Genomic DNA, 20,874 nt, shown 5'->3' on the forward strand with positions numbered 1-20,874 from the left:
GACCCCTGCGTCATTTTTAATCCGATTCTAATCTTTTGGTAGACGCAAGCAGCCCTTTTTCATGTTATTATATCAATAATAACTCTCTAAAAGAAAGGATGATCCAAATGAACCGTTTTACCACCAAGCAATCGTTCGGCGCCATGGCTCTTGGCCTGTTTGCCATTGTCTATTTTCTTTTCATAAGTTCCGCCAGCTTAAAAGGGAACCTGAAGCTTTCCGGCTCGCTGGCCGAGGCGCTGCTTTTCATTCCCCTCTTGCTGCTGCCGGTCTTTATTCTCTTTCGCCGCCGCATTCATCTGCGTTACCCGTTCCTCCTCAAACTCACCGGGCGTCTGCGTACCTGGCACGTTCCAGCCGCGCTGCTGATTGCGGCGATTTTGGTTGCGCATGTTTACTTCGCCTATCTCAAAGGCTTTCGCGTCAATCTCCGTACGCTCAGCGGTTTTCTCGCCTTGGCGCTGATGTCCGGCATGTTCATCTCCGGCATACGGCAGCGTCCCAATTCGACTCTGCTGCATCGAAGTCTGGCGCTGGCCTTGCTGGTTGCCGTTCTTATTCACGCCTGAGTCCGTTGCTGTCACTAAAAAAAGAGATCGCCGCCATCGCGTGATCTCAGAGTGTGGACAATTTAAAAACAAAATGTGCTGACAGGAAGGAAGCGAAAACGGAAAGAGAACGGAAACACGAAGAAGCGAAGCGGGCCGATCGTATCGGCCCGTTGGGAAGAAAGGAAGAAAAATTTAAAAATCCTTCCGATCTTCCCTTCTTCAACTCTTCGTGTAAAAAACGTCCCTCTTGATTCGTTTCGTCGTCAGTCTCCGATCGCCGCAAATTGCGGCGATCTTTTTTTACGCTTCTTTAGCGCGTCAGCTTTAGTTGATGAATGATCGGCCCGTCGATGCCATGCGCCGCTTCCATCACTGTTTCCGACAGCGTCGGATGCGGATGGATCGTTGCGGCGACGTCGGCGGCGCTGAGTCCGTTTCGTATCGCCAGAGCGCCTTCCATGATCAGGTCGCTGGCATGCGCGCCCATGATGTGCATCCCCAGCACTTTACCAGCCGGATCGGTTACTATTTTAACCAAGCCATCCGTCTCGCCCATCGAGACGGCCTTGCCGTTGCCGGCAAAATTGAAGCGGCTTGTCTTGATCGCAAGCCCCTGCTCTTTGGCCGCCTGCTCGGTCAGACCGACGCTCGCAATTTCCGGCGTCGTAAAGACGCAGGCCGGAACGGCGCTGAAATCCATCGTCTTGTCGCCGCCCAGCGCATTCTCCGCCGCGACAAGAGCCGCGGCGGAAGCCGCATGCGCCAGCATCTGTTTACCGGTGACGTCGCCGATCGCATAAAGCGTTGGTATATTAGTCGCCATGCGCTCATTTACAACAATGCCGCCGGGGCTACATTCCACGCCGAGCGTCTCAAGTCCGAGATTTTCAAGAAGCGGGCGACGTCCGACAGCAACCAGTACGATATCGGCAATTACTTCCGATGTTCCTTTCGCACTTTCTAAGCTAAGCGCAGCCCGGCCGCCCTCCTCGCAAATTTCTTTAACCTTCGTGCCGGTCAACGTTTTAACGCCTGCTTTGCGCAGCACAACGCCCATCCGCTTGATCAGATCGTCATCCACATTGGCCAATATGTTCGGCAGCATTTCAATCAGAACCACTTCAGCGCCCAAAGAACGAAACAAGCATGCAAATTCAACGCCGACCGCACCCGCACCGATAACCGCAAGGCTGCGCGGCACTTCAGCCAAATCCAACAGTGCCGTACTGTCAATCACCATCGGTATCTCGCCGCCTGGTAGCGGCAATTTGACCGGCCTCGACCCGGTCGCCAAGATGATTGCTTTCGCCGCATAGCTTTCGACCGTACCGTCTTGCGCCTTGACGCTGAGGCTTTGCGCGCCGGTAAGTTTCGCCGTTCCCCGCACCACTTCGACGCCATTGCTCTTTAGCAACTGTTCAATGCCGGAGCGCATTTGCCCGACCACCTGCTCTTTGCGGTTCTGGATCGCGGCAAAATCAAACGAGATATTTTCAGCCGTCAGACCGTATTCGCTGCAATGCTTTAGTTCCTGCCATTTTTCGGCGCTTTTTAGCAGCGTCTTCGTCGGAATGCAGCCCCAGTTCAGACAGACGCCGCCTAGTTGTTCACGTTCTACCAATAGTACCTTGCCGCCCAATTGCGCCGCTCGAATGGCGGCAACATATCCGCCTGGCCCGCCGCCAATCACCGCTACGTCAAACATCCTCAATTCCTCCTTTGTCTTCAGCGAAGCATCGTCCAAGCCGCGCAGCCGTATTTTTCGTTCACCAAACTTCGGCTCGTTTTGCGTTCATGCTCCGACAGACTGCCCGTTTCTACTTCGACCGGCAGCACACGCCTAAATCCGCCTTCGACTGCCTCCGCTGCTTCCCGCCAACCTACCGTACGGCCAAGTAATTCATCCAAAGCAACCGCCCGTGCCGCCAGTAGTTCGGCAATGCCGTCTCGCTGTTCTTCGCTCAGACGCAACAATGCAGCCAGGCGTTCCGGGCAAAACGAAAGTAAAATCGAACCATGCTGCAATAAAATGCCATCTTTGCGAACCTGCGCACTTCCTGCCAGTTTCCGCCCTTCTGCGGTCAGCTCATAATGCGACGGCGCGTCAAAGCAAGCGGATGATGTGTGCGTTTTTTTCACTTTGCCATATGCCGCCTGTGGCGTCGTCATCGCCGCATTAACGCCGAGCTTTCGTAGTCCGCCAACCAAAGCGGAGCTGAACAACAAGTAGGAGGCCGTGATCGTCGACGGCAATAGCGGATGTTCTTCGTTCACAATTACGCTATAGGTCAGTTCCTGATCGTGCAATACCGCGCGTCCGCCCGTGAGCCGCCGCACCACATCAACCTTCTCTGCACGGCAGCGCTCCAGATCGATTTCGGATGTCGCCCGCTGAAAATAACCAAGGCTGACGGCCGCCGGCTGCCAACCATAAAACCGGATGGTCGGCGGCGCCAGCCTGTCTCGGTGCGCCTGCAAAATTGCTTCGTCAATCGCCATGTTTTCCGCGGCACTGGCAATTCCGCTATAAAGTATCCGCCATTTCATCAGCAAATTACCTCCCGCTGATCCCGCTCTCTTTAATTGCATTGCTGATTTCAAGCTCCGTCAACGGCCGCGGATAATTGTACATCACGCCGCCGGGACGTTCATTGTAAAACGGTCGATTGCAGTCCGGGCAGCCGCTGGTCTGAAAGGCTACACCGTCATACAAACGTTGCCGCAGTTCTTCTTCCGTCAATTCCACTTCCACTATCCGTCCCGCACGACACTTTATCATCCCGACAGATTCGCCCAGCGCCAGCAAGCGATGCGCGATCTGACAACGTCGATATTGCCCAAGTTCCGGCGGTAACCTATTCGACCAGACAGTGCCGCGAACCGGCGTAAACGCGAATAAGCCGACGGTTATGCCGAGCGCACTGCAATCACCAAGCACCTTGACGATATCCTCTTCGCTTTCACCCAGGCCAACGATAAGATGCGTTGTAATGCGTCCTGGAAAGCGGGCCGCACATGCCGTTAAGAGCATCCACTTTTCCTGCCACTCTCCCCCTTTGGCCGACAGGTAAACTTCCGGCGTCGCAGCATCCAATGCGATGCAAATCCGTTCTGCTCCAGCGGCCAGCAATTCTTCCGCCTCGGCAACATTTTGCATAATGCCTGACACGCAGATCGGCATCCCGTCGCCGGCCAATTCTTGCAATGCTGCCAGCGTCGCCGTGCGACCATTCACTTCATTGACGACCTGAAAACAGGCGCGCCGCAAGCGCCCCGCCGCATAGGCCTGCTGGACGGCAGTCGCGGCTTCCGCCGCCTCGACTTCCGGCCACGTCACCCTCGACAGCAGATGTCCCGCTGCTTTACTTTGTCGTGCCTGCGCGCAAAAAGAGCAGTTGTTTCGGCAGCGTTCTCCAAGCATGATATAGGCTGTACTTGGCGGCGCATCGCTGCGGCCGCTTTTTTTCCCCAACAAGCAGGCCGTGCCCGCCGACAGTTTCCAACTGTTCATAATACGCAGCATTCCTCCTTGCAGCGGATTTCGAGTCCCAGTTCCTGTGCGGCCGTTCTGGCTGCCGGCGCCGGGTTGACGATTGTATTGACGCCCAAACGAACCGCCCATTCATCAAGTTCGCTGCGATACCGCCCGCCCGGCCGCATGCAACCGAGGTGAATTGGCGTCGTGGGAAATTGAAGACGCGCCCGGGCAAGCAATTGTATCGTCTCTTCAAGCGGCGGAGGCATGTGTTTTTCGTATTTTGTCCCTTTGGTCGGCAGGAAAACGATAAACGTCAACGCCTCGACGCCCATTTCTTGCAACAATTGCAGCGCCCGGTATTCACCACGAATCGCTCCGCCATGCAAACCGATGCAAATATGCGGAACCACCCGCACGCTGTTTTTAAGACGACTGTAGCATTGAACGTAATCTTCTACCCGATGCTGCAAACCCAAAACCTCACAAATCGTCAGATCGTCTCCGACAAAATCAAAGGAAACGGCATCGGCAAGCCTGCTAATCGTGCCTATTTCTTTTTCATCGATAAGCCCCGTATGAATATTGTAGCGTCGTCCTTGCTTCAAAGCAGTCAGTTTCGTTGCATGCTGCGCGATCGGCACCCGGCCCTGTTTGCTGCAGCCGCCGCTGATCAAGCAACTATCGGCTTGCAGATCAGCCGGTTCATGCAGTTCGGTCAGCGGCTGCATCGCCTGCAGATAATGGCCGCCGCAATGCGCGCAATTCAATGCGCATTCGCTGCCGGTGACGCTGATCGTTTTGGTCCGCTTTGGCGTAGCAAAGGTGATTACCGGAGAAAAATTAGCTTGCCTCACTTGCCAGCCAAGACTGGATATTTCATCGACTTCGCCTATTCTTTCCATCTTACATTCGGTTTGCGCGCAGCGCCGACTTCATCGAGCCGTCCCACGACGGTATGCTGCGGCGCATGTTTCACGACGTCCGGATCGCTCATCGCTTCCGCTGCGATCCGTTTCATCGCATCAATGAAGCCATCGAGCGTTTCTTTGCTTTCCGTCTCGGTCGGCTCGATCATCAACGCTTCTTCGACGATCAGCGGAAAATAAATCGTCGGCGGATGATAGCCGTAGTCGAGCAGACGCTTTGCGATATCGAGCGTATGGATGCCCTGTTCGCGCTGCTTCTTCGAAGTCAGGATGCACTCGTGCATGCAGTAGCGGCTGAACGGCGCATGGTAATCGTCTTTCAGTCGGCTGATGCAATAATTGGCATTCAGCACCGCGTCCTCGCTGGCCTGCCGCAAACCATCCGGCCCCATCGCACGAACATAAGCATACGCGCGCAAAATAATCGAGAAATTCCCCCAGAAGGAATGCACCTTGCCGATCGAAGCCGGACGGTTCGTTTCGAAGCGATATGAACTTCCGTCATGTACGATAACCGGTTGCGGTAAGAACGGTTCGAGACTGCGTTTGACGCCAATCGGACCAGAACCGGGTCCGCCGCCTCCGTGCGGCGTGCTGAACGTCTTGTGCAGGTTGAAATGCACGACGTCGAAACCCATGTCGCCCGGCCGCACCAGGCCCATGATCGCGTTCGCATTCGCGCCGTCATAATAGAGGAGGCCGCCCGCCGCATGGATGATCGCGGCGATTTCCTCGATATTGCTTTCGAAAAGGCCAAGCGTACTCGGATTCGTCAGCATGAACGCCGCCGTATCTTCACCGACCGCGGCACGCAGCGCCGCAAGATCGATCGAGCCGTCCGGATGCGACTTAATCTCGACCGTCTCCATCCCAGCCACGCTCACGGTTGCCGGATTTGTCCCGTGCGCCGAATCGGGCACGATGACTTTGGTCCGTTTCAGATCGCCGCGTTGGCGGTGATAGGCGCGGATCAGCTTAAGGCCGGTCAGTTCGCCATGCGCACCGGCCACCGGTTGCATCGTAACCGCATCCATGCCGACGATTTCCGCCAGATAACGTTCCATGCGATAAAGGATTTCCAGCGCTCCCTGCACGCTCTTTTCCGCCTGCAGAGGGTGCAACGCCGCAAAGCCGCTGTAACGGGCAATGTCCTCATTGATTTTCGGATTATACTTCATCGTGCAGGAGCCGAGTGGATAAAATCCGGAATCGACGCCGAAATTACGCTGCGAGAGCACCGTATAATGGCGCATCAGATCCGGCTGACTGACTTCCGGCAGTTTGGCCGCATCGCGACGCAGAAACCCTTGCGGCAGCAACGCTGCGACCGGCTGCTCCGGCACATCGCAAGGCGGCAGATCGAGTGCGGTCCGTCCCGCTTTACCTATTTCAAATATCAGCGCATTCGCCTTTCTCACAGGATCGCCCCCAATCGTTCGACAAAACGGTCAATCTCCGCTTTGCTCCGTTTTTCCGTAACGCAGACCAGCATGCAGTTTTGCATTTTCTCGTCATAACGCCCGAGATCAAGACCGCCGATGATCTTATCGCCCAGCAAGCGTTCATTAATTTCAGCAATCGGTTTTGCACAGCGGATCACAAATTCTTTAAAGAATGGCGCGGCAAATACAGCGCTGACGCCATCCAGTTTTAACAGGCTCTCATATGCGTAATGCGCTTTTTGCAGCGACAGATTGGCAACCTGCGAAAAGCCCTCCTTGCCGACGGCCGCGAGATAAACGGTAGCCGCCAAGGCGCAAAGCGCCTCATTGGAACAGATGTTTGAATTCGCTTTTTCGCGCCGGATGTGCTGCTCTCTGGCTTGCAGCGTCAATACAAATCCTCTGGTTCCTTCATGGTCCGTCGTTTGCCCGACAATTCGCCCTGGCATCTTGCGAATCAATTTTTCCGTCGCGGCAAAAAAGCCCAGATAAGGTCCGCCAAAGGAGAGCGGAATTCCCATTGCCTGTCCTTCGCCGACGACGACATCCGCGCCCAGATTGCCGGGCGCTTCTAAAAGTCCAAGTGCAATCGGATCGGCAGCTACAATCAGCAGCGCGCCTTGCGCATGCGCAATCTCCGCCGCCGTTTTGACATCTTCGATGCAACCGAAAAAGTTCGGATATTGCAGAATGACCGCCGCGGTATCGCCGTTGACCATCGCCTTAAGCTGCGCCAGATCCGTAACGCCGTTTTCCTGCGGCGCGTCTGCGATCGCATAGTCGCGATCGATGCCGTAGGTGCCGAGAATCGTCCGGTAATGCGGATGCAGCGTCGCCGGCGCGACGACGCCGCGACGGTTCGTCGCGCCGCAGGCCAGCATCGCCGCTTCGGCGACAGCGGTTCCGCCGTCATACATCGAAGCGTTGGCCACGTCCATGCCGGTAATTTCGCAGATCATGCTCTGGTATTCCCACAGCGCCTGTAGATAGCCCTGCGATATCTCCGGCTGATACTGCGTGTATGCGGTGTAAAACTCCGAGCGTCCCAGGACATGGTCGACTACGCTCGGGATGTAGTGGTCATATGCGCCTGCGCCCAAGAAACAAAGATGGTCGCTCAGACTGGCGTTCTTTCCCGCCAGCGCCTTTAGTTCTTCAGCCAAATCCGGTTCCGCAAGGGCCGCGGGCAGATCGAGCGGACGCTGCAAGCGAAGCGTCGCCGGAATGTCGACGAACAGCTCTTCGGCCTTTTTTACGCCGATTGCTTCCAGCATCGCCTTGCGATCATCGTCGGTATGCGGCAAGTAACTGCGCTTCATCGTCACTCGCCTCCCGCCTGGATAAAGGCTGCGTAGGCATCGGCATCCATCAATTGGGCCACTTCGCTCGCATCGCTGATTTCAATAACGGCAATCCAGCCTTCACCGTACGGATCGCTATTCACCGTCTCCGGCGCATCGGTCAAACCTTCATTCACTTCGACAACTGTGCCGGAGAGCGGCGCATAAATGTCCGACACCGCTTTCACCGATTCCACGACGGAAAACCCGGCGCCGCTCTTCACTGCGGCATTGACGGACGGGACTTCCACAAACACCACGTCACCCAGCTGGGATTGTGCAAAATCGGTGATTCCGACCGTCGCCCGGTTCCCTTCGATTTTTACCCACTCATGATCCTTGGAGTACTTCAATTCCTGCAAAATGTTCATCGTTATTTCCCCTCTCTTTTATAAAATGGTTTGCCGATCACCGTTGCCGCGACCGCCTTGCCGCGAATTTCCACCGCAAAATTTTCGCCGATCTTGCCATGCTCGGCTTCGACCAACGCCAAACCGATATTTTTTTCCAGCGTCGGCGCGTAGGAACCGGTCGTGACGCTGCCGATCCTGCGCCCGTCTTTTACGACCGGATATTCGGCGCGGGCAATGCCTCTTTCATTTAAAACGAAGCCGACCACCTTGCGCTTCACACCATCCGCTTTTTGCTGCGCCAGTACCGCGCGTCCATTGAAATCGCCTTTTTCCAGATTGACGAAACGGGGCAGCCCCGCTTCGAGCGGCGTGATTTCCGCCGACAGTTCATGTCCATAAAGCGGCAGTGCAGCCTCGAAGCGAAGCGTATCGCGGCAGCCAAGCCCCGTCGGCTGCAAGCCGTGTTCCCGTCCGGCTGCCATCAGCGCTTCCCAGAGCGGCGCCGCATCGGCCGGACGGCAGTAGATCTCGAAGCCGTCTTCGCCGGTGTAGCCGGTGCGCGAAAGCATCACTTCCTTACCGGCCACGATAACTTTAGGATAGAACCAATAGTAACCCAGCTTGTCGAGCGGCGCGTCGGTCAAGAGACGCAGGATCGTTTCGGCGTTCGGCCCTTGCAGCGCCAGTTCGGCGGTCTGATCCGAGAGATTGGTCAAGGCGACGTCAAAGCCGACGCTGTTCTCGCGCATCCAGGTCCAGTCCTTGTCAATATTCGCCGCATTGATCACCAGTAGATAATCATCCTGCGCATAACGATAAATCAAGAGATCGTCGACTGTTCCGCCATTCAGATAGCACATCGGCGTGTATTGGACCTGATGATCGGCCAACTTGCTCACGTCGTTCGTCACCAAACGCTGCAAATACGCGAGCGCCTGCGGACCTTTGACCGACACCTCGCCCATGTGCGAAACGTCAAACAAACCGGCCTGACGACGCACCGCATGGTGTTCCTCGATAATTCCCGCATACTGGACCGGAAGCTGCCAACCGCCGAATTCGACGATCTTGCCGCCGTATTTGTTGTGCGTGTCATAAAGCGGCGTTTTTTTTCCTGTTGTCACTATGCATTCCCTCCTTATATTTAGATAAAAAAAGAGACAAAGAAGAACACTGTCTTCTTTGTCTCTGTCTCTTGTACCTGAGAGCGTGACCTCAAGTGAGGCTTCCCCATCGGTGACGCCGAGCGGCGTTCTCTCCAGAGTCCGGTCCGGTCATAGTGCTTTTGCCTGAGAGTTTCAACAAAGTCTTACTCCTCCGGCGCCGCCTTGGCGATCTCTCCCACAACCATCATTCCGCATTCGTATGAATTTTTAATATCTTCTGTTAACATTTTACTAACAGCGTCCTCACTCTGTCAATGCTTCCCTTCGTTATATTTTACCAATCATTTTCAATATTTGGATTATACGCGGCAGGAGTTGTCTTTTTCATGTTGAACAATTTCAATAGATCGCGATTATTTGATGAAAGGGGTCTTGTGCATTATGAAAGGAAATCCTAAACTGATTGAGGCCTTAAATGCCCTGCTGGCTGATGAACTGAGCGCCATCAACCAGTATATCGTTCATTCCGAAATGTGCGCCAACTGGGGTTATGAAAAACTTCACAGCACCTTCGAACGGCGCGCCATCGAGGAAATGAAGCATGCGGAAATCCTCATCGCCCGCATCCTCTTCCTGGAAGGACTGCCGGTCGTCTCCAAACTGAATCCGATCCACATCGGCAGCGACGTGACGAAGCAGCTGGAAAAAGACCACGCTGCCGAAGAAGGCGCGATTGCCGCCTACAATGCGGCCATTCGTCTGGCTGGCGACGTCAACGATTTCGCGACGCGCGAAATTCTCGAGCACATTTTGAGCGATGAAGACCGTCACATCGACGGCATCGAAGAACTGCAAGACCAGATCGGCCATATGACGCTGCCGATTTTCCTGACGACGCAGGTCGCCAAATAAGCAAAAGAATAGAAAGACAGGGCATCTCAAGCATCCTTGAAACGCCCTGTCTTTTTCATTTCGCCGCTTCGGCTTATTTGCGCGAAGTCCGCACGCACACTTCCTGGCCGCAACCGGAACATTTTCCGTTGCCGCTGCCGTCCATGCGAACCACATGACCGCATACTGCATGTATCAACATATTGATTTCCTCCTTTTTTCTTTTCTTTGACGTCCGGCTTCCGTTGCCGTTCATCCCCGTTTCTGATTTTCACCCATCTCGCAGCCGCCAGCATGGCTCGGCTTATAAAAAACGAAAGAAGTCCTTACTCGGCTCCCTCCGATTTGACGCAAATTTGAACCCTTTACACACGAAGGACCTTGGTTGAGTCTAAATGGATCGCGCTCTCTGCAAGACCATCTCTTTCTTTTTGCAAAAGAGATCTCTTCTTGTACGGAAAACAAAAAAGAAGCCCTTGGTGTCAGGCTTCTCTAAAAAACAGTTCAAATATGATTTTCATCATTCTTTGTCAGTAGTCAGTCTTTACTCGAGCACATGGTTTATTATAGTCGGATTACCTCATATTGTCAATACTTTTCTATTTCTTTACCAAGAAAAGCTCTTTTGGCCACTTCGCCAATCGCATAGGTCGCCAACGCATCGAGCGTGCCGCCGACAAGTGCGCCGACAAGAGGTACGCCACGCCCCAAACCGGCAATGCCTTTTTCGCTGAACTTGCGCAGCAGCACGGCGCCGATTTTTTGCTGTGTCCGCTCTAAAAGCTGCGTCGACAGTTTGGCCAGCATCCTGCGCGAGATATGCTGTCCCAGCTTAACGCTGAGTTCTTTCAACAGCTCGGTCGCCGCACTGCCGCACAGGCAGAGAAAGACCAGCGTCTTGACCTTGTCGTCGCGCACGTCATGCCCGCCCAGGCAGGCGATCGCGGTGATCATTCGGATTTGCATATAAAGGACACTCGACAGATTGGCCGGCACTGCGACCGGCAGCGTCAGTACGCCGCCCAAACCGGTCAGAAAACCCACGCTGGCGCACTTTGCATTCTGCCAGCGAATCAAGGCATCGGCCTGCTCGTGCAAGTTGCCAGGCGCTTTCCTATATTCAGCCGCCAACTCTTCTGCCGATCCGATCCCCGGCATGCCGTCAACCGCCTTCGCATATCCCCACTCTAACAAACGCCAGATCGTTGCCTGCTCCACCATTTCACCCTCTTCTATACATCGAAATCGATTTTTTCTCCGACATGTTCCGGCGTCGGATGCGCCTTGTTGAGGAGTTTTTTCGGCTCAGCCTCGGCTTTACGCCGCGCGGCAGGCTTTTCCTTGCTCTTGGGACGATAGAACGGGCCATGGTGCGGCCAAATATCCTTGACTTTTCCCGCCGGTGCGACGCGCAGCAACGCTTCTACCGGTTTAAGATCGCGCTCTTCCATCCAAGATGCACCTCTTTTCACGCGCAAAAAGCTGCGCAAACGATTTAGCTTGCTTCTTGATTCGCGCTGCGCCCTTTCTTTTCCTGCTGCACTTCGGCAAAGCTTTTGGGATAAATTTCCGTTTTCTTCGGCAGGGTATGCCTATTTGCCGCCGAATATAAAAAGTAACGCACCCACAGAACGAGGAGGGATACGATGACTAGCGCAACTTACAAGGCCGTATTCATCCGTCACGGCCAAAGCGACTGGAATAAACGCAACCTGTTTACCGGCTGGACCGACGTCGAGCTGTCGCCGGAAGGAGAGGCTGAGGCCCGGCGCGCCGGACTCCTGCTCAAGGCACAAGGCTACGCCTTCGATCTGGCCTTCACGTCCACGCTGAAACGGGCCATCAACACACTGCATCTCGTGCTGGGCGAACTCGATCAGCTCTGGATTCCCGAATACAAGGCCTGGCAGCTGAACGAGCGCCATTACGGCGCCTTGCAGGGCCTGAACAAAGCGGAAACCGCCGCGAAATACGGCGATGAACAAGTCAAGATCTGGCGGCGCAGTTACGACATCCAGCCCCCGCCCTTAGCGCCTGACGACAGCCGCGCCCCCGGACTCGATCCGCGCTATCGCGCGCTTTCGCCGGCAGCTTTACCGCTGAGCGAATCGCTCAAAGACACCGAAGCCCGCGTGCTCGACTACTGGCAAAAAACAATCGCGCCGGCCATTTTAGAAGGCCAGCGCATCATCATCGCCGCCCACGGCAACAGCCTGCGCGCATTGGTCAAACACTTGAACCAGGTCGCCCCGGCCGACATCATGTCCTTTGAAATCCCGACCGGCGTTCCGCTCGTATATGAATTCGACGCCGACTTAAAACCCCTGCGTCATTATTACCTGACAGCGGACGAGGAATAAGCGCGGCACTTGCGAAAGAATAGGCGGTGTATTGCATGCGTATTTTAATTGCGGATGACTCCTGTCTTTGTCGCAGCAATCTGAAACTCCTCTTCGAGGGAATCGCCTCGCTTGAACTGGCGGAGGCCGCCAACGGCGTGGAGGTTTTGGAGTTGCAGCGCAGCTTTCAACCCGACATCCTTTTCATGGATATCACGATGCCGTTGCTCGACGGTCTGGCAACGCTGAAGATCCTGCAGCTGGTCGCGCCAGCGCTGCCGATCGTGATCATTTCTTCGCTGGCCGATCAGCGTTTCGTCAGCCGCGACTGTATCGCAAACGGCGCGGTTGCCGTACTTGGCAAACCGGTCACCAAGGAAGATGCGCTGCGGGCCCTGACAAAGCTGAAGCAAGCTTCCGCGCAACAGGGAGGCGATCCGCCATGAGGCTGCTTTCCATCGATGAATTGAGCGAAGGAATGGTTTGCAACCAGACGCTATGCGATAACCGCGGCATCATCCTGGTTTCGCGCGGCGCCGTCCTGAGCGCGAACTATATCCGCCGCCTGCGCAAATTCGGCGCGGAACGGGTCTGGATCCAAGACGATCCATCTGAAGGCCCGCCGCCCGCAGCCAGTGAAGAAACAAGCCTCGCCACGGCAACGCTGGCGGTGATCCAGCAACTGACCGAGGAAATTCGCGCGCAGCAGCCCTTGAAGATTAACCGTTACGCCGCCAAGATTGCGGAGATCAGTTACGCGGTCCTGGCCAAGCCGTTTTTGCAGGATATCCTGACGCAGCTGGCCGCGCACAGCATCCTATACAAACACAGCCTGCGCACGATGATCATCAGCCTCGCAATGGGCGTGAACAAACGTTATGACCGCGCCAATCTTGAGTGTCTTGCCCTTTGCGCATTGCTGCATGACAGCGGGATGACGGATGATTATTGCGAAGGCGACACCGAGCATCCGCTCCAGACGTTCCGTAAACTGCACGACATCGCCGATCTGGATGTGATCATCGCCCTTTCCTGCCTGCAGCACCACGAACGCTTCGACGGTCAGGGTTTTCCGCTGCATTTCTCCCGCCAGCAAACGACCGAGTTCGCCCGCATTCTTGCGGTGGCCGATGCCTACGACCGCCTCATCCTCGCCAATCGCCCTTCGCGCCCTGCCGTATTCGCGATTTTTGCAGGAATGGGCACAAAATTCGATCCGGCGATGGTTCGGCTTTTCGAGACAACGCTGCGCTGATGCAAAAGCAAAGCCGTCCTAACAAAAATGTTAGAACGGCTTTTTCATAGCGACATTCGGTTCAAATGGCGAAACTCAAGCCATAAGAGCGCGCCGGTCAGCAAAGAGGAGACCAGATCCGCCGCCGGACCGGCCAGCCAGATTCCTGTAAGTCCGAAAAAACGGGGCAGCAGCAGCACGAGCGGCAGCAAGAAGACGAACTGCCGCGACAGGCTGAGAAAAATCGCTTGCCGCGCTTTGCCGACCGCCTGGAAATAGGTGGTGCAGACAACCTGGAAACCGATGATCGGCAGCATGAAGAGATAGATCCGCATGCCGAAAGCACCGATCGCGATCAGTTCCTCATTGCCGTTGAACAAACGGATGATCGACTCGTCGAAAATCTGAACGATCAGGAACGCCGCGCAGCAGATCAACGTGGCCGCCACCCCGGCTTTATAGAGCGTTTCTTTGACGCGTTGAAAATTATTCGCACCGAAATTGTAGCCAATGATCGGCTGCGCTCCTTGGCTGATGCCGAATACCGGCATTACCAACAGCATCGCGACGCGATTGATGATGCCCATCGCCGCCACGCCGAGCTCGCCGCTATAGAGGATCAGACTGTGATTGAAGAGTACGCCGACAACGCTGGCGGCAATTTGCATCAGAAACGGCGATGAGCCAATCGAAACGATCTCTGCGACGATGCTTCGCTTCGGCTTCAGATTCTTCCAGTGCAGTTTGAGGAAACTTTTCTCACTGCGCAAAAACAAGAGCACCCAGAAAGCCGCGACCGCCTGCGCAATCACGGTAGCCAGCGCCGAGCCGCTGATGCCTAAGTGCAAGCCAAAAATAAAAATCGGATTCAAAACCACATTTAAGCCCGCCGCGATCAGCATCGTCGCCATCGCCGTCTTCGGATGGCCCTGCGCTCGGATCACGCTATTCAAGCCGAAGCTTAGGTACATGAAGATACTGCCAAGCAAAAGCACGCGCGTGAACTCTCTCGCCATCGGCAGCAGTTCGGGCGTTGCGCCAAGCAGCATCAGCAAGGGATCGAGAAAGACAAGTAAGGCGGCGGTCAGTCCCGCTGCCAGGAGAAAGAGCAGCCCCGTCGCATTGCCTAAAATCAGCTCCGCCATCGCTTTATCCTTCTGTCCAAGGCAAATCGAGATTCGCGCGCTGGCGCCGACCCCGACCAACATGCCAAAGCCCATCAGGACAATGACCAGCGGAAAGGCGATCGTGACCGCTGCCAAGCCGAGTTCGCCGACGCCGCGCCCGACGAAAACACTGTCCACGATATTATATAAGGCATTGACGACCATGCCGGTAATCGCCGGTACGGAAAACTTCCAGAGCAATCGTCCCACCGACTCTTCGCCCAAGGCATTCGGATGTTCCATTTATCTTCAACCTCAATCTTTTTCTATCTATATATATCGAAGTATAGTATAGTACACTCCGAAGTAAAGCACAAAGTGTTTCCGCAGCAGGCGCTTTCTTTTCGCTCACACTGTCGATCCATTTTTTAAGCGGAGGTTTCATCATGTCAGAACGTTCTGTATTGCTTATCGTCATGTCCACTTCTTTTCTGGCGCCCTTCATGGCCAGTTCCATCAATCTCGCTTTGCCGACGATCGGGCGCGAATTTTCGGCCGATCCCATTTTGCTCAGCTGGATCGCCTCCAGCTATATTCTTGGCGCCGCCGCTTTCCTTATGCCGTTCGGCCGTTTGGCCGACATCATCGGGCGCAAAAAGATTTATCTCAGCGGCATTATCTTTTTCTCCCTTTTCACGCTTCTTTCCGGCACAGCCGACAGTTTATCGATGCTGCTGGCCTTTCGCGTCGCACAGGGCATCGCCAGCGCGATGCTCTTCAGCACCGGCATCGCCATCCTCACCTCCGTCTTCCCGGCGGCGAAGCGCGGTTACGCGCTCGGCCTGACTACCGGTTCCACCTATGTCGGACTCTCGCTCGGCCCTGTATTGGGCGGCTTTTTAAATTATCAGTTCGGCTGGCGCAGTCTCTTCTTCTTCAGCGCCGTTTTCGCAGCGCTTACCGCCGTCTTTGCCATGCGCCGCCTGCAGGGCGAGTGGCGCGAAGCGAGCGGCGAACATTTCGACTGGCCGGGGGCATTTTCTTATACCGCAGGCATCACGCTGACACTCTACAGCCTCTCTTCCTTTTCAACGCTCGCCCATTCCGCGTATTGGCTCGCGCTTGGCCTTTTTCTGCTCGCAGCTTTTCTCTACTATGAAGCACGTCAAGCATCGCCGTTGCTTCCCGTCCGTTTGTTTTGCAATAATCCTCTCTTCGCATTTTCCAACCTGGCGGCGCTGATCAACTACAGTGCGACCTTTGCCGTCAGCTTTCTTCTTTCCCTGCATCTGCAACTGATCCGCCATTTAGATTCGGCGCAATCCGGTCTAATCCTGCTCGCGCTGCCGCTCTTCATGGCCCTTTTTTCGCCACTGGCCGGTCGCCTGTCCGATCGCCTTCAACCGGCGCTCATCGCTTCCTGGGGCATGGCGCTCAGCGCCTTGGGACTCTTTTTCTTCACCTTCCTGCTTGCCGACAGTCCGCTCGCGCTTATCCTTGTGAATCTTACCTTAGTCGGTCTTGGCTTCGCCCTCTTTTCTTCGCCAAACACCAACGCCATCATGAGCTCCGTCGAAAAAAAACACTACGGCGTCGCCGCCTCAACGCTGGCGATGATGCGTCTGACCGGACAAGCCGTCAGCATGGCAATCGTCACGCTGCTCTTTTCGCTCCATTCCAGCAGCGAAAATACGAGCGCGCTCCTTTTGCAAAGCAGCCATAACGCATTTCTCATTTTCACTGCGCTATGCACCTGCGGAATTTTCGCTTCCCTGGCGCGCGGCAAACGGCAGTAGCACGCGCATTTTAAAAGAGCCGTCTCAGATAGAGACGGCCTTTGAAACTGTCGACAAAACGAACTCAAGCGGGGCATTTTTTACACGAAGAATCGAAGAAGCGAAGTCGGCCGATAGAATCGCCCGACTTCGCTTCTTCGTGTTATCGTTTCTTTTTATCCTAATCCCGGATAAAATCGCGCCAATCAAGCGACGACCAGTCCGCACGCGGCCCCGGCACTGCCGAAAGACGCGTCGGCAGCGGCGTCAGCGGCGGCACGACGCCAAGCGGCGAAAACGGTTCCTGCTGGCGTTCCGGCAGGCGTGGCCCGCCAAGCGCCGAATCGATGAACGCGACGACAAAGCCGCTTTTATCGCGGAAAAAGCCGGTCGAAAAAAAGCCCAACGGCTCGCCATGTACATTGAAAACACCTTCATTGTCTAAAAAGCCCAGTACTTTAGAGCCTTCGAGGTTATACACATATTCTTTGTCGAGCCACGCCCGCACGACGCCGCGTCGATCGAAAATTGCAATCATCCTTTGTCCCCCTCTTACCTCTGCTTTTCTTGTATCTTCGGCGTCGAAGACCTGTTTCCTGCTAAACGCCGCCAATCTCTCGAGCCGCAGTGCATGGCCGCTTCAGCAAAAGACCTGTTTCAGACAAAAAAAGACTGCCGTAAACAGCATTTTAGCGCTGTTTTGCGACAGTCTTTCTTTACCGTTATGAAAAAGCGTTGCTCTTTCCTATTTTTCAAGAAACGGGCCGACCACTTCTTTAAATTCCTGCGCCGAAAAAGGTTTCAACAAGAACGCGTCGCTGCCCAAAGCTTTCAATTCTTCAAGCGCCTCAGGCGAGCTGTGGCTGCTGCACATGATGACCTTGGCCTTTGGCTGCGTTTCCTTAAATGCTTTCAGCACCGCGATGCCGTCGATCCCGGTCATCACAATATCCAAAAGCGCCAAATCAAACGCCTGCGCCGCCATGCTTTCCATCGCACCCGCGCCATTATCCGATTGGCTGATTTCACTTTCGGCAATACCGTTCGCCTTCAATTCACGGATGAGAATACCGCGGGCAAAAGTCGAATCATCCACCACCAAGATTTTCATCTGCTTCCTCCCGTTTTGCCGTCAGTTATTTCTACAGTGCTTCTTTATCAACAAGATCGATCAGCTGTGCAATCTCCGGTTTTGAAATCTGCGCATTTGCGCCGAGCGCCTCGCCTTTACGCCGCATTTCCTCATTAATCAGCGACGAGAAGATGATGACCGGCAACGGCTGCAGGTCGCGATTTTCACGAATGCGTTTCAAGAGATGATGCCCGTCCATCTGCGGCATTTCAATATCGGTAATCAACAACTGCACGCTTTTTTCGATCGGCTGTCCGCTCTTGCCAATTTCCTCCAGCTTCTCCCAGGCCTCTTTGCCGTTCGGGAACGCCAATACGTTCACATAGCCGGATGCATGCAGCGTGCTGATCAAGAGGTCACGCAGCATGTGCGAGTCTTCGGCGACCACCAGCGTCTTCTTGTTGCGTTCTTCGCGACGGTCAACGCTGGTTTCCGGCACGGCGCTCAATTTGCGGTTGATTTCCGGATTGATTTCGGAAACGATCTTTTCGAAGTCGAGCAGTACGACCATCTTTTCGTTCATCTTGATAATTCCGACCACCATTTCCGAATCCGTGATATCGGGCGGCGGCTCCATCTGCTCCCAGGACACGCGATGGATACGCGAGACCTTGTCGACAAGAAAGCCGACAAAATAATTATTGAGCTCACTGACAATGATGTTCTGTCCGGCGTCCGCATCTTCCGGATCGACAACCGAGCCCAGGCAGCGCGGCAAATTTACGAGCGGCATGATCCTGCCCCGCAAGGTGAAAATCCCGTCGACATAGGGATGCGCATTGGGAAGCTTGGTCGTCGGAACGCAATTGATAACCTCTCTGACTTTCGCCACATTGATACCGTAGTTCACCTTACCGATTGAGAATTCGATGATCTCAAACTCATTTGTTCCCGTTTCAATCAAAATACCTTTTTTCTCCGCCGCTTGACTCACGATAACACCTCCCAAATAATTCCGCTGTTCTCTATTTATTTTCAGTATGCTTACAGTCGCATCTTTTCATCAATTATTCTGCTTCGCCTGCTTTTCTCCCTGCTTGTCGTTAATATTTTAATTTAGTTAACTCCGCTTCCATTATATCCCATCTTGTGCAAAATAAAAAAGTTTTCTTTTTTATTTTTTTGCGTTACTCTTTTCTTAGAGCTTTTTAAGCATCACACAGTAAGGAGGGATTGTTCATGTATGTATCCTTTCCCCTATTGCGCCGCTGCTCCATGACGCTCGCAGCATTGCGTTCTTTCACACGTTTCGCTTTGCTTGTCGCCGCATTCCTACTACTTCTTCCGTCCTCATTTTGCTCCGCCGGTGATTGGACATTGGCTACTCGCACAGAAAGCGGCACATCGTACTGGTGGAATCCGTGGCAAGCGCATTCCGTTCTCCTTGCCAACGGCGAGACAGTTTTCACGCTTCCCGTTTGCATCGGCAACCCTAACCGCCCTGGAGCCACTCGCCATCTCGTCATAAAACCGGCCAGTCAGGACTGGATCGTTTCACCCGACATGCCGCAAGACAATGGTTACATCACCGTTGCAGAAACTGCCGGCATACAACCTTATTCCGCATCCGCCGCCGCAGGTTGGCAACCCATCATCGATAAGGCATTAGAGCTTAACGCCAGTCTGCCGGATATGCCTCTGCTCGCCGGACAGCTCGTGCCGCTGCCTTACGTCAAGACGCACGCACCGCTAGGCGCCAGCCATCCTGGTTATGCGCTGCGTGACAAACACGGCGACAACTTTAATATTTACATTTTCACCAACTATGAAGAACGCCAAATCAATCAAGCTGACAGCGATCTAGCCTTGTCAAATGACATCATCGTCCGCGGCCGTTACTGGGCCGCCAGCGCCAAAGATAACGCTGCCGTCATCCAAGAAACCTCTCTCTTTCCCAACAACACATCCATCGGACAGTTCAACCTGTCACGCGACATGATTTCGCTCTTGCCGCGCTGGCAAAGCTATCGACAGCCCGATTTGCTTGTTATCCGCCAAGGCGGTACGCTGAATGCCGAGCTGCGTTTTTTCTGCATCGCGGACGGACAACTTAAACCCGTCCTGCTTCGCTTGCCGGACAACAGCGTCAGTGATTACAAAGCAGTAAATCCATTCGCCGCAGCCGACCACAGTGTAAGCGGTTATATCCAGGTTCAGCCGGACGGCCAACTTCTGCTGCGTTCTTATGATCGCAGCCAGGCAAAACCGCTCGACTATAGCCTGCTAACTTTTCAACCGGAACAGCTTGCGCTCGTCGTCAGCAAAAGCTGGAATGAATAAGAAAGAGGTTGTCTCGATATTGAGACAACCTCTTTCTCTTCGCCTAGTCCTTTTTCAAAGCCGCGCCGCATAGTCGGTTACGCCGCGCGCCAGCGCCGCCGCGCATTCCTTTTGCTTTTCGGCACTCGCTAAGAGTATTGCCTCCTCAGGATTTGAAAGAAAGGCGAGCTCGGCCAATACCGCCGGCATAGCCGTTCGCGTTAAGACATATAAACCGTTCACGCCGGGTACGGCCGCTTTGCAGCCTCGATCCGTCAACCCCAGCGCCGCGACCAGTTGATTTTGGATGCAGTTGGCCAGTTCTCTTCCCGCAGCGGAAGCGTCGCAATACCAGACCTCCGTCCCTCGCGCCGCCTGATCGCCTGCGCTGTTGCAATGAATGCTGACAAACAAATCCGCCGCCGCTGCATTCGCCTGCCTCGTCACCTGCGCCAACGAATCATCCTGACAGACCATCACTTCACATCCGGCAGCCCGCAAATAAGCGGCAGCCGCCGCGCCGACAGCCGCGACCACATCCGCCTCCCGCAGCCCAAGCGCCGCATTCACTGCCCCCGGATCGGGCACTCCGCCCGGCGCATGACCGGGATTCAAAAACACTTTCATGAAAATCGCCTCCTTTTATCCTTCCAGCAAGGCAAATTCCAACCGCCGCCGTATTTAAATACCATTCGTGCTCCTTCTTTATGATTGCACTGCTCACCCCTCTGTTTGGCGGCCCGGCAGTTCAAGCAGCGTCAATGCCGGATACGGCGGCTATTGTTTTTCACTCCAGCAGTATAAGCGGCGCTGCTTTTACTCTCACGACTCTGCCACAGGTACGCCGTTCAAAGCGGATTGCATTGCCGCCAGCAATTCGTCAAACGCGTTCTTTAAGAACGTTTTAGACCGTAGCTGAACGCACCTTAGGATTTGCGCAAG

The 20,874-nt window shown here is 54.6% G+C and carries 22 protein-coding genes and 1 riboswitch; of the genes, 7 read left to right on the forward strand and 15 right to left on the reverse strand.

Annotation, left to right across the window (positions count from 1 at the left end; genetic code table 11):
* The first annotated feature begins 107 nt into the window (after nt 1–107).
* Entirely contained in the window at nt 108–569 is a 462-nt protein-coding gene (locus QTL79_RS01755) for a hypothetical protein (RefSeq protein ID WP_346353208.1), read from the forward strand.
* Between the two features lie 292 nt (nt 570–861).
* Here QTL79_RS01755 and lpdA read toward each other — a convergent pair whose 3' ends face one another.
* From lpdA to gcvT, 8 genes are read right to left on the reverse strand one after another with little or no spacing between them, the layout of a single operon-like run.
* The gene (lpdA, locus tag QTL79_RS01760) at nt 862–2,256 is read right to left on the reverse strand and encodes a dihydrolipoyl dehydrogenase (RefSeq protein ID WP_346353209.1); all 1,395 of its coding nucleotides are present in this window, start codon (nt 2,254–2,256) and stop codon (nt 862–864) included.
* Between the two features lie 20 nt (nt 2,257–2,276).
* Nucleotides 2,277–3,098, reverse strand: a complete 822-nt coding sequence (locus QTL79_RS01765) for a lipoate--protein ligase family protein (protein WP_346353210.1) — start codon at nt 3,096–3,098, stop codon at nt 2,277–2,279.
* Nucleotides 3,099–3,105: 7 nt separating this feature from the next.
* Nucleotides 3,106–4,062: a LipS2 family lipoyl synthase gene (lipS2, locus tag QTL79_RS01770; RefSeq protein WP_346353211.1), complete on the reverse strand. Its 957-nt coding sequence runs from the start codon at nt 4,060–4,062 to the stop codon at nt 3,106–3,108.
* Nucleotides 4,059–4,931 carry a LipS1 family lipoyl synthase gene (gene lipS1 / locus QTL79_RS01775; RefSeq protein WP_346353212.1) on the reverse strand — a complete coding sequence of 291 codons (873 nt, stop codon included), beginning with the start codon at nt 4,929–4,931 and terminating at the stop codon, nt 4,059–4,061. Before lipS1 ends, lipS2 begins: the two co-directional genes overlap by 4 nt.
* Nucleotides 4,919–6,373 carry an aminomethyl-transferring glycine dehydrogenase subunit GcvPB gene (gene gcvPB / locus QTL79_RS01780; RefSeq protein WP_346353213.1) on the reverse strand — a complete coding sequence of 485 codons (1,455 nt, stop codon included), beginning with the start codon at nt 6,371–6,373 and terminating at the stop codon, nt 4,919–4,921. The genes lipS1 and gcvPB overlap by 13 nt, the downstream gene beginning before the upstream one ends.
* On the reverse strand, nt 6,370–7,716 hold the full coding sequence (gcvPA, locus tag QTL79_RS01785; protein WP_346353214.1) for an aminomethyl-transferring glycine dehydrogenase subunit GcvPA: 1,347 nt from the start codon (nt 7,714–7,716) through the stop codon (nt 6,370–6,372). Before gcvPA ends, gcvPB begins: the two co-directional genes overlap by 4 nt.
* 2 nt (nt 7,717–7,718) lie before the next feature.
* Entirely contained in the window at nt 7,719–8,108 is a 390-nt protein-coding gene (gcvH, locus tag QTL79_RS01790) for a glycine cleavage system protein GcvH (RefSeq protein WP_346353215.1), read from the reverse strand.
* 2 nt (nt 8,109–8,110) lie between these two features.
* Nucleotides 8,111–9,214, reverse strand: coding sequence for a glycine cleavage system aminomethyltransferase GcvT (gcvT, locus tag QTL79_RS01795; protein WP_346353216.1), 1,104 nt, complete (start codon nt 9,212–9,214; stop codon nt 8,111–8,113).
* Between the two features lie 143 nt (nt 9,215–9,357).
* A riboswitch (glycine riboswitch) is annotated at nt 9,358–9,444 on the reverse strand.
* A 193-nt stretch (nt 9,445–9,637) separates the two neighbouring features.
* Between gcvT and bfr the strand changes: the two genes are divergently transcribed.
* The gene (gene bfr / locus QTL79_RS01800) at nt 9,638–10,108 is read left to right on the forward strand and encodes a bacterioferritin (RefSeq protein WP_346353217.1); all 471 of its coding nucleotides are present in this window, start codon (nt 9,638–9,640) and stop codon (nt 10,106–10,108) included.
* Between the two features lie 567 nt (nt 10,109–10,675).
* Here the strand turns inward: bfr and QTL79_RS01805 are convergent.
* Together QTL79_RS01805 and QTL79_RS01810 are read right to left on the reverse strand one after the other, a co-directional pair.
* On the reverse strand, nt 10,676–11,308 hold the full coding sequence (locus QTL79_RS01805; protein ID WP_346353218.1) for an EcsC family protein: 633 nt from the start codon (nt 11,306–11,308) through the stop codon (nt 10,676–10,678).
* 11 nt (nt 11,309–11,319) lie between these two features.
* Nucleotides 11,320–11,538, reverse strand: coding sequence for a hypothetical protein (locus QTL79_RS01810; RefSeq protein WP_346353219.1), 219 nt, complete (start codon nt 11,536–11,538; stop codon nt 11,320–11,322).
* Nucleotides 11,539–11,733: 195 nt separating this feature from the next.
* On the opposite strand from QTL79_RS01810, the gene gpmA reads away from it, so the two are divergent.
* The 3 genes from gpmA to QTL79_RS01825 are packed head-to-tail and all read left to right on the forward strand — an operon-like array spanning nt 11,734 to nt 13,681.
* Nucleotides 11,734–12,447, forward strand: a complete 714-nt coding sequence (gene gpmA, locus QTL79_RS01815; protein WP_346353220.1) for a 2,3-diphosphoglycerate-dependent phosphoglycerate mutase — start codon at nt 11,734–11,736, stop codon at nt 12,445–12,447.
* A 35-nt stretch (nt 12,448–12,482) separates the two neighbouring features.
* Nucleotides 12,483–12,872: a response regulator transcription factor gene (locus QTL79_RS01820; RefSeq protein ID WP_346353221.1), complete on the forward strand. Its 390-nt coding sequence runs from the start codon at nt 12,483–12,485 to the stop codon at nt 12,870–12,872.
* A complete protein-coding gene (locus QTL79_RS01825; protein WP_346353222.1) occupies nt 12,869–13,681 on the forward strand; it encodes an HD-GYP domain-containing protein in 813 nt (270 codons plus the stop codon). The genes QTL79_RS01820 and QTL79_RS01825 overlap by 4 nt, the downstream gene beginning before the upstream one ends.
* Nucleotides 13,682–13,725: 44 nt before the next feature.
* Here QTL79_RS01825 and QTL79_RS01830 read toward each other — a convergent pair whose 3' ends face one another.
* Entirely contained in the window at nt 13,726–15,069 is a 1,344-nt protein-coding gene (locus QTL79_RS01830; RefSeq protein WP_346353223.1) for an MATE family efflux transporter, read from the reverse strand.
* A gap of 143 nt (nt 15,070–15,212) precedes the next feature.
* Here QTL79_RS01830 and QTL79_RS01835 point away from each other — a divergent pair, with 143 nt between their 5' ends.
* Entirely contained in the window at nt 15,213–16,562 is a 1,350-nt protein-coding gene (locus QTL79_RS01835) for an MFS transporter (RefSeq protein ID WP_346353224.1), read from the forward strand.
* A gap of 160 nt (nt 16,563–16,722) precedes the next feature.
* On the opposite strand, the gene QTL79_RS01840 is transcribed toward QTL79_RS01835, so the two are convergent.
* The 3 genes from QTL79_RS01840 to QTL79_RS01850 all read right to left on the reverse strand — a co-directional run bounded on the left by QTL79_RS01840 (nt 16,723) and on the right by QTL79_RS01850 (nt 18,607).
* On the reverse strand, nt 16,723–17,079 hold the full coding sequence (locus QTL79_RS01840) for a 4-fold beta flower protein (protein WP_346353225.1): 357 nt from the start codon (nt 17,077–17,079) through the stop codon (nt 16,723–16,725).
* 207 nt (nt 17,080–17,286) lie between these two features.
* Nucleotides 17,287–17,652 (reverse strand): response regulator, encoded by a 366-nt coding sequence (locus tag QTL79_RS01845; RefSeq protein ID WP_346353226.1) that lies wholly within the window; start codon nt 17,650–17,652, stop codon nt 17,287–17,289.
* Nucleotides 17,653–17,683: 31 nt separating this feature from the next.
* Nucleotides 17,684–18,607, reverse strand: a complete 924-nt coding sequence (locus QTL79_RS01850; RefSeq protein ID WP_346353227.1) for a chemotaxis protein — start codon at nt 18,605–18,607, stop codon at nt 17,684–17,686.
* A gap of 383 nt (nt 18,608–18,990) precedes the next feature.
* Between QTL79_RS01850 and QTL79_RS01855 the strand changes: the two genes are divergently transcribed.
* Nucleotides 18,991–19,953, forward strand: a complete 963-nt coding sequence (locus QTL79_RS01855) for a hypothetical protein (protein ID WP_346353228.1) — start codon at nt 18,991–18,993, stop codon at nt 19,951–19,953.
* Nucleotides 19,954–20,007: 54 nt separating this feature from the next.
* On the opposite strand, the gene QTL79_RS01860 is transcribed toward QTL79_RS01855, so the two are convergent.
* Nucleotides 20,008–20,559 carry an N-acetylmuramoyl-L-alanine amidase family protein gene (locus QTL79_RS01860; protein WP_346353229.1) on the reverse strand — a complete coding sequence of 184 codons (552 nt, stop codon included), beginning with the start codon at nt 20,557–20,559 and terminating at the stop codon, nt 20,008–20,010.
* Nucleotides 20,560–20,874: the final 315 nt, after the last annotated feature.

The sequence above is a fragment of the Azotosporobacter soli genome (assembly GCF_030542965.1).
Taxonomy (GTDB): Bacteria; Bacillota; Negativicutes; order SG130; family SG130; genus Azotosporobacter; species Azotosporobacter soli.

Excerpts from the sequence above, each read along its gene's own strand:
- QTL79_RS01830 (WP_346353223.1), bottom strand. The coding sequence starts at position 15,069 with ATGGAACATCCGAATGCCTTGGGCGAAGAGTCGGTGGGACGATTGCTC.
- QTL79_RS01860 (WP_346353229.1), bottom strand. The coding sequence starts at position 20,559 with ATGAAAGTGTTTTTGAATCCCGGTCATGCGCCGGGCGGAGTGCCCGAT.
- gcvH (WP_346353215.1), bottom strand. The coding sequence starts at position 8,108 with ATGAACATTTTGCAGGAATTGAAGTACTCCAAGGATCATGAGTGGGTA.
- QTL79_RS01840 (WP_346353225.1), bottom strand. The coding sequence starts at position 17,079 with ATGATTGCAATTTTCGATCGACGCGGCGTCGTGCGGGCGTGGCTCGAC.
- gpmA (WP_346353220.1), top strand. The coding sequence starts at position 11,734 with ATGACTAGCGCAACTTACAAGGCCGTATTCATCCGTCACGGCCAAAGC.
- QTL79_RS01835 (WP_346353224.1), top strand. The coding sequence starts at position 15,213 with ATGTCAGAACGTTCTGTATTGCTTATCGTCATGTCCACTTCTTTTCTG.
- lpdA (WP_346353209.1), bottom strand. The coding sequence starts at position 2,256 with ATGTTTGACGTAGCGGTGATTGGCGGCGGGCCAGGCGGATATGTTGCC.
- QTL79_RS01825 (WP_346353222.1), top strand. The coding sequence starts at position 12,869 with ATGAGGCTGCTTTCCATCGATGAATTGAGCGAAGGAATGGTTTGCAAC.
- QTL79_RS01805 (WP_346353218.1), bottom strand. The coding sequence starts at position 11,308 with ATGGTGGAGCAGGCAACGATCTGGCGTTTGTTAGAGTGGGGATATGCG.
- QTL79_RS01820 (WP_346353221.1), top strand. The coding sequence starts at position 12,483 with ATGCGTATTTTAATTGCGGATGACTCCTGTCTTTGTCGCAGCAATCTG.
- gcvPA (WP_346353214.1), bottom strand. The coding sequence starts at position 7,716 with ATGAAGCGCAGTTACTTGCCGCATACCGACGATGATCGCAAGGCGATG.
- lipS2 (WP_346353211.1), bottom strand. The coding sequence starts at position 4,062 with ATGAACAGTTGGAAACTGTCGGCGGGCACGGCCTGCTTGTTGGGGAAA.
- bfr (WP_346353217.1), top strand. The coding sequence starts at position 9,638 with ATGAAAGGAAATCCTAAACTGATTGAGGCCTTAAATGCCCTGCTGGCT.
- QTL79_RS01845 (WP_346353226.1), bottom strand. The coding sequence starts at position 17,652 with ATGAAAATCTTGGTGGTGGATGATTCGACTTTTGCCCGCGGTATTCTC.
- QTL79_RS01810 (WP_346353219.1), bottom strand. The coding sequence starts at position 11,538 with ATGGAAGAGCGCGATCTTAAACCGGTAGAAGCGTTGCTGCGCGTCGCA.
- QTL79_RS01755 (WP_346353208.1), top strand. The coding sequence starts at position 108 with ATGAACCGTTTTACCACCAAGCAATCGTTCGGCGCCATGGCTCTTGGC.
- QTL79_RS01765 (WP_346353210.1), bottom strand. The coding sequence starts at position 3,098 with ATGAAATGGCGGATACTTTATAGCGGAATTGCCAGTGCCGCGGAAAAC.
- lipS1 (WP_346353212.1), bottom strand. The coding sequence starts at position 4,931 with ATGGAAAGAATAGGCGAAGTCGATGAAATATCCAGTCTTGGCTGGCAA.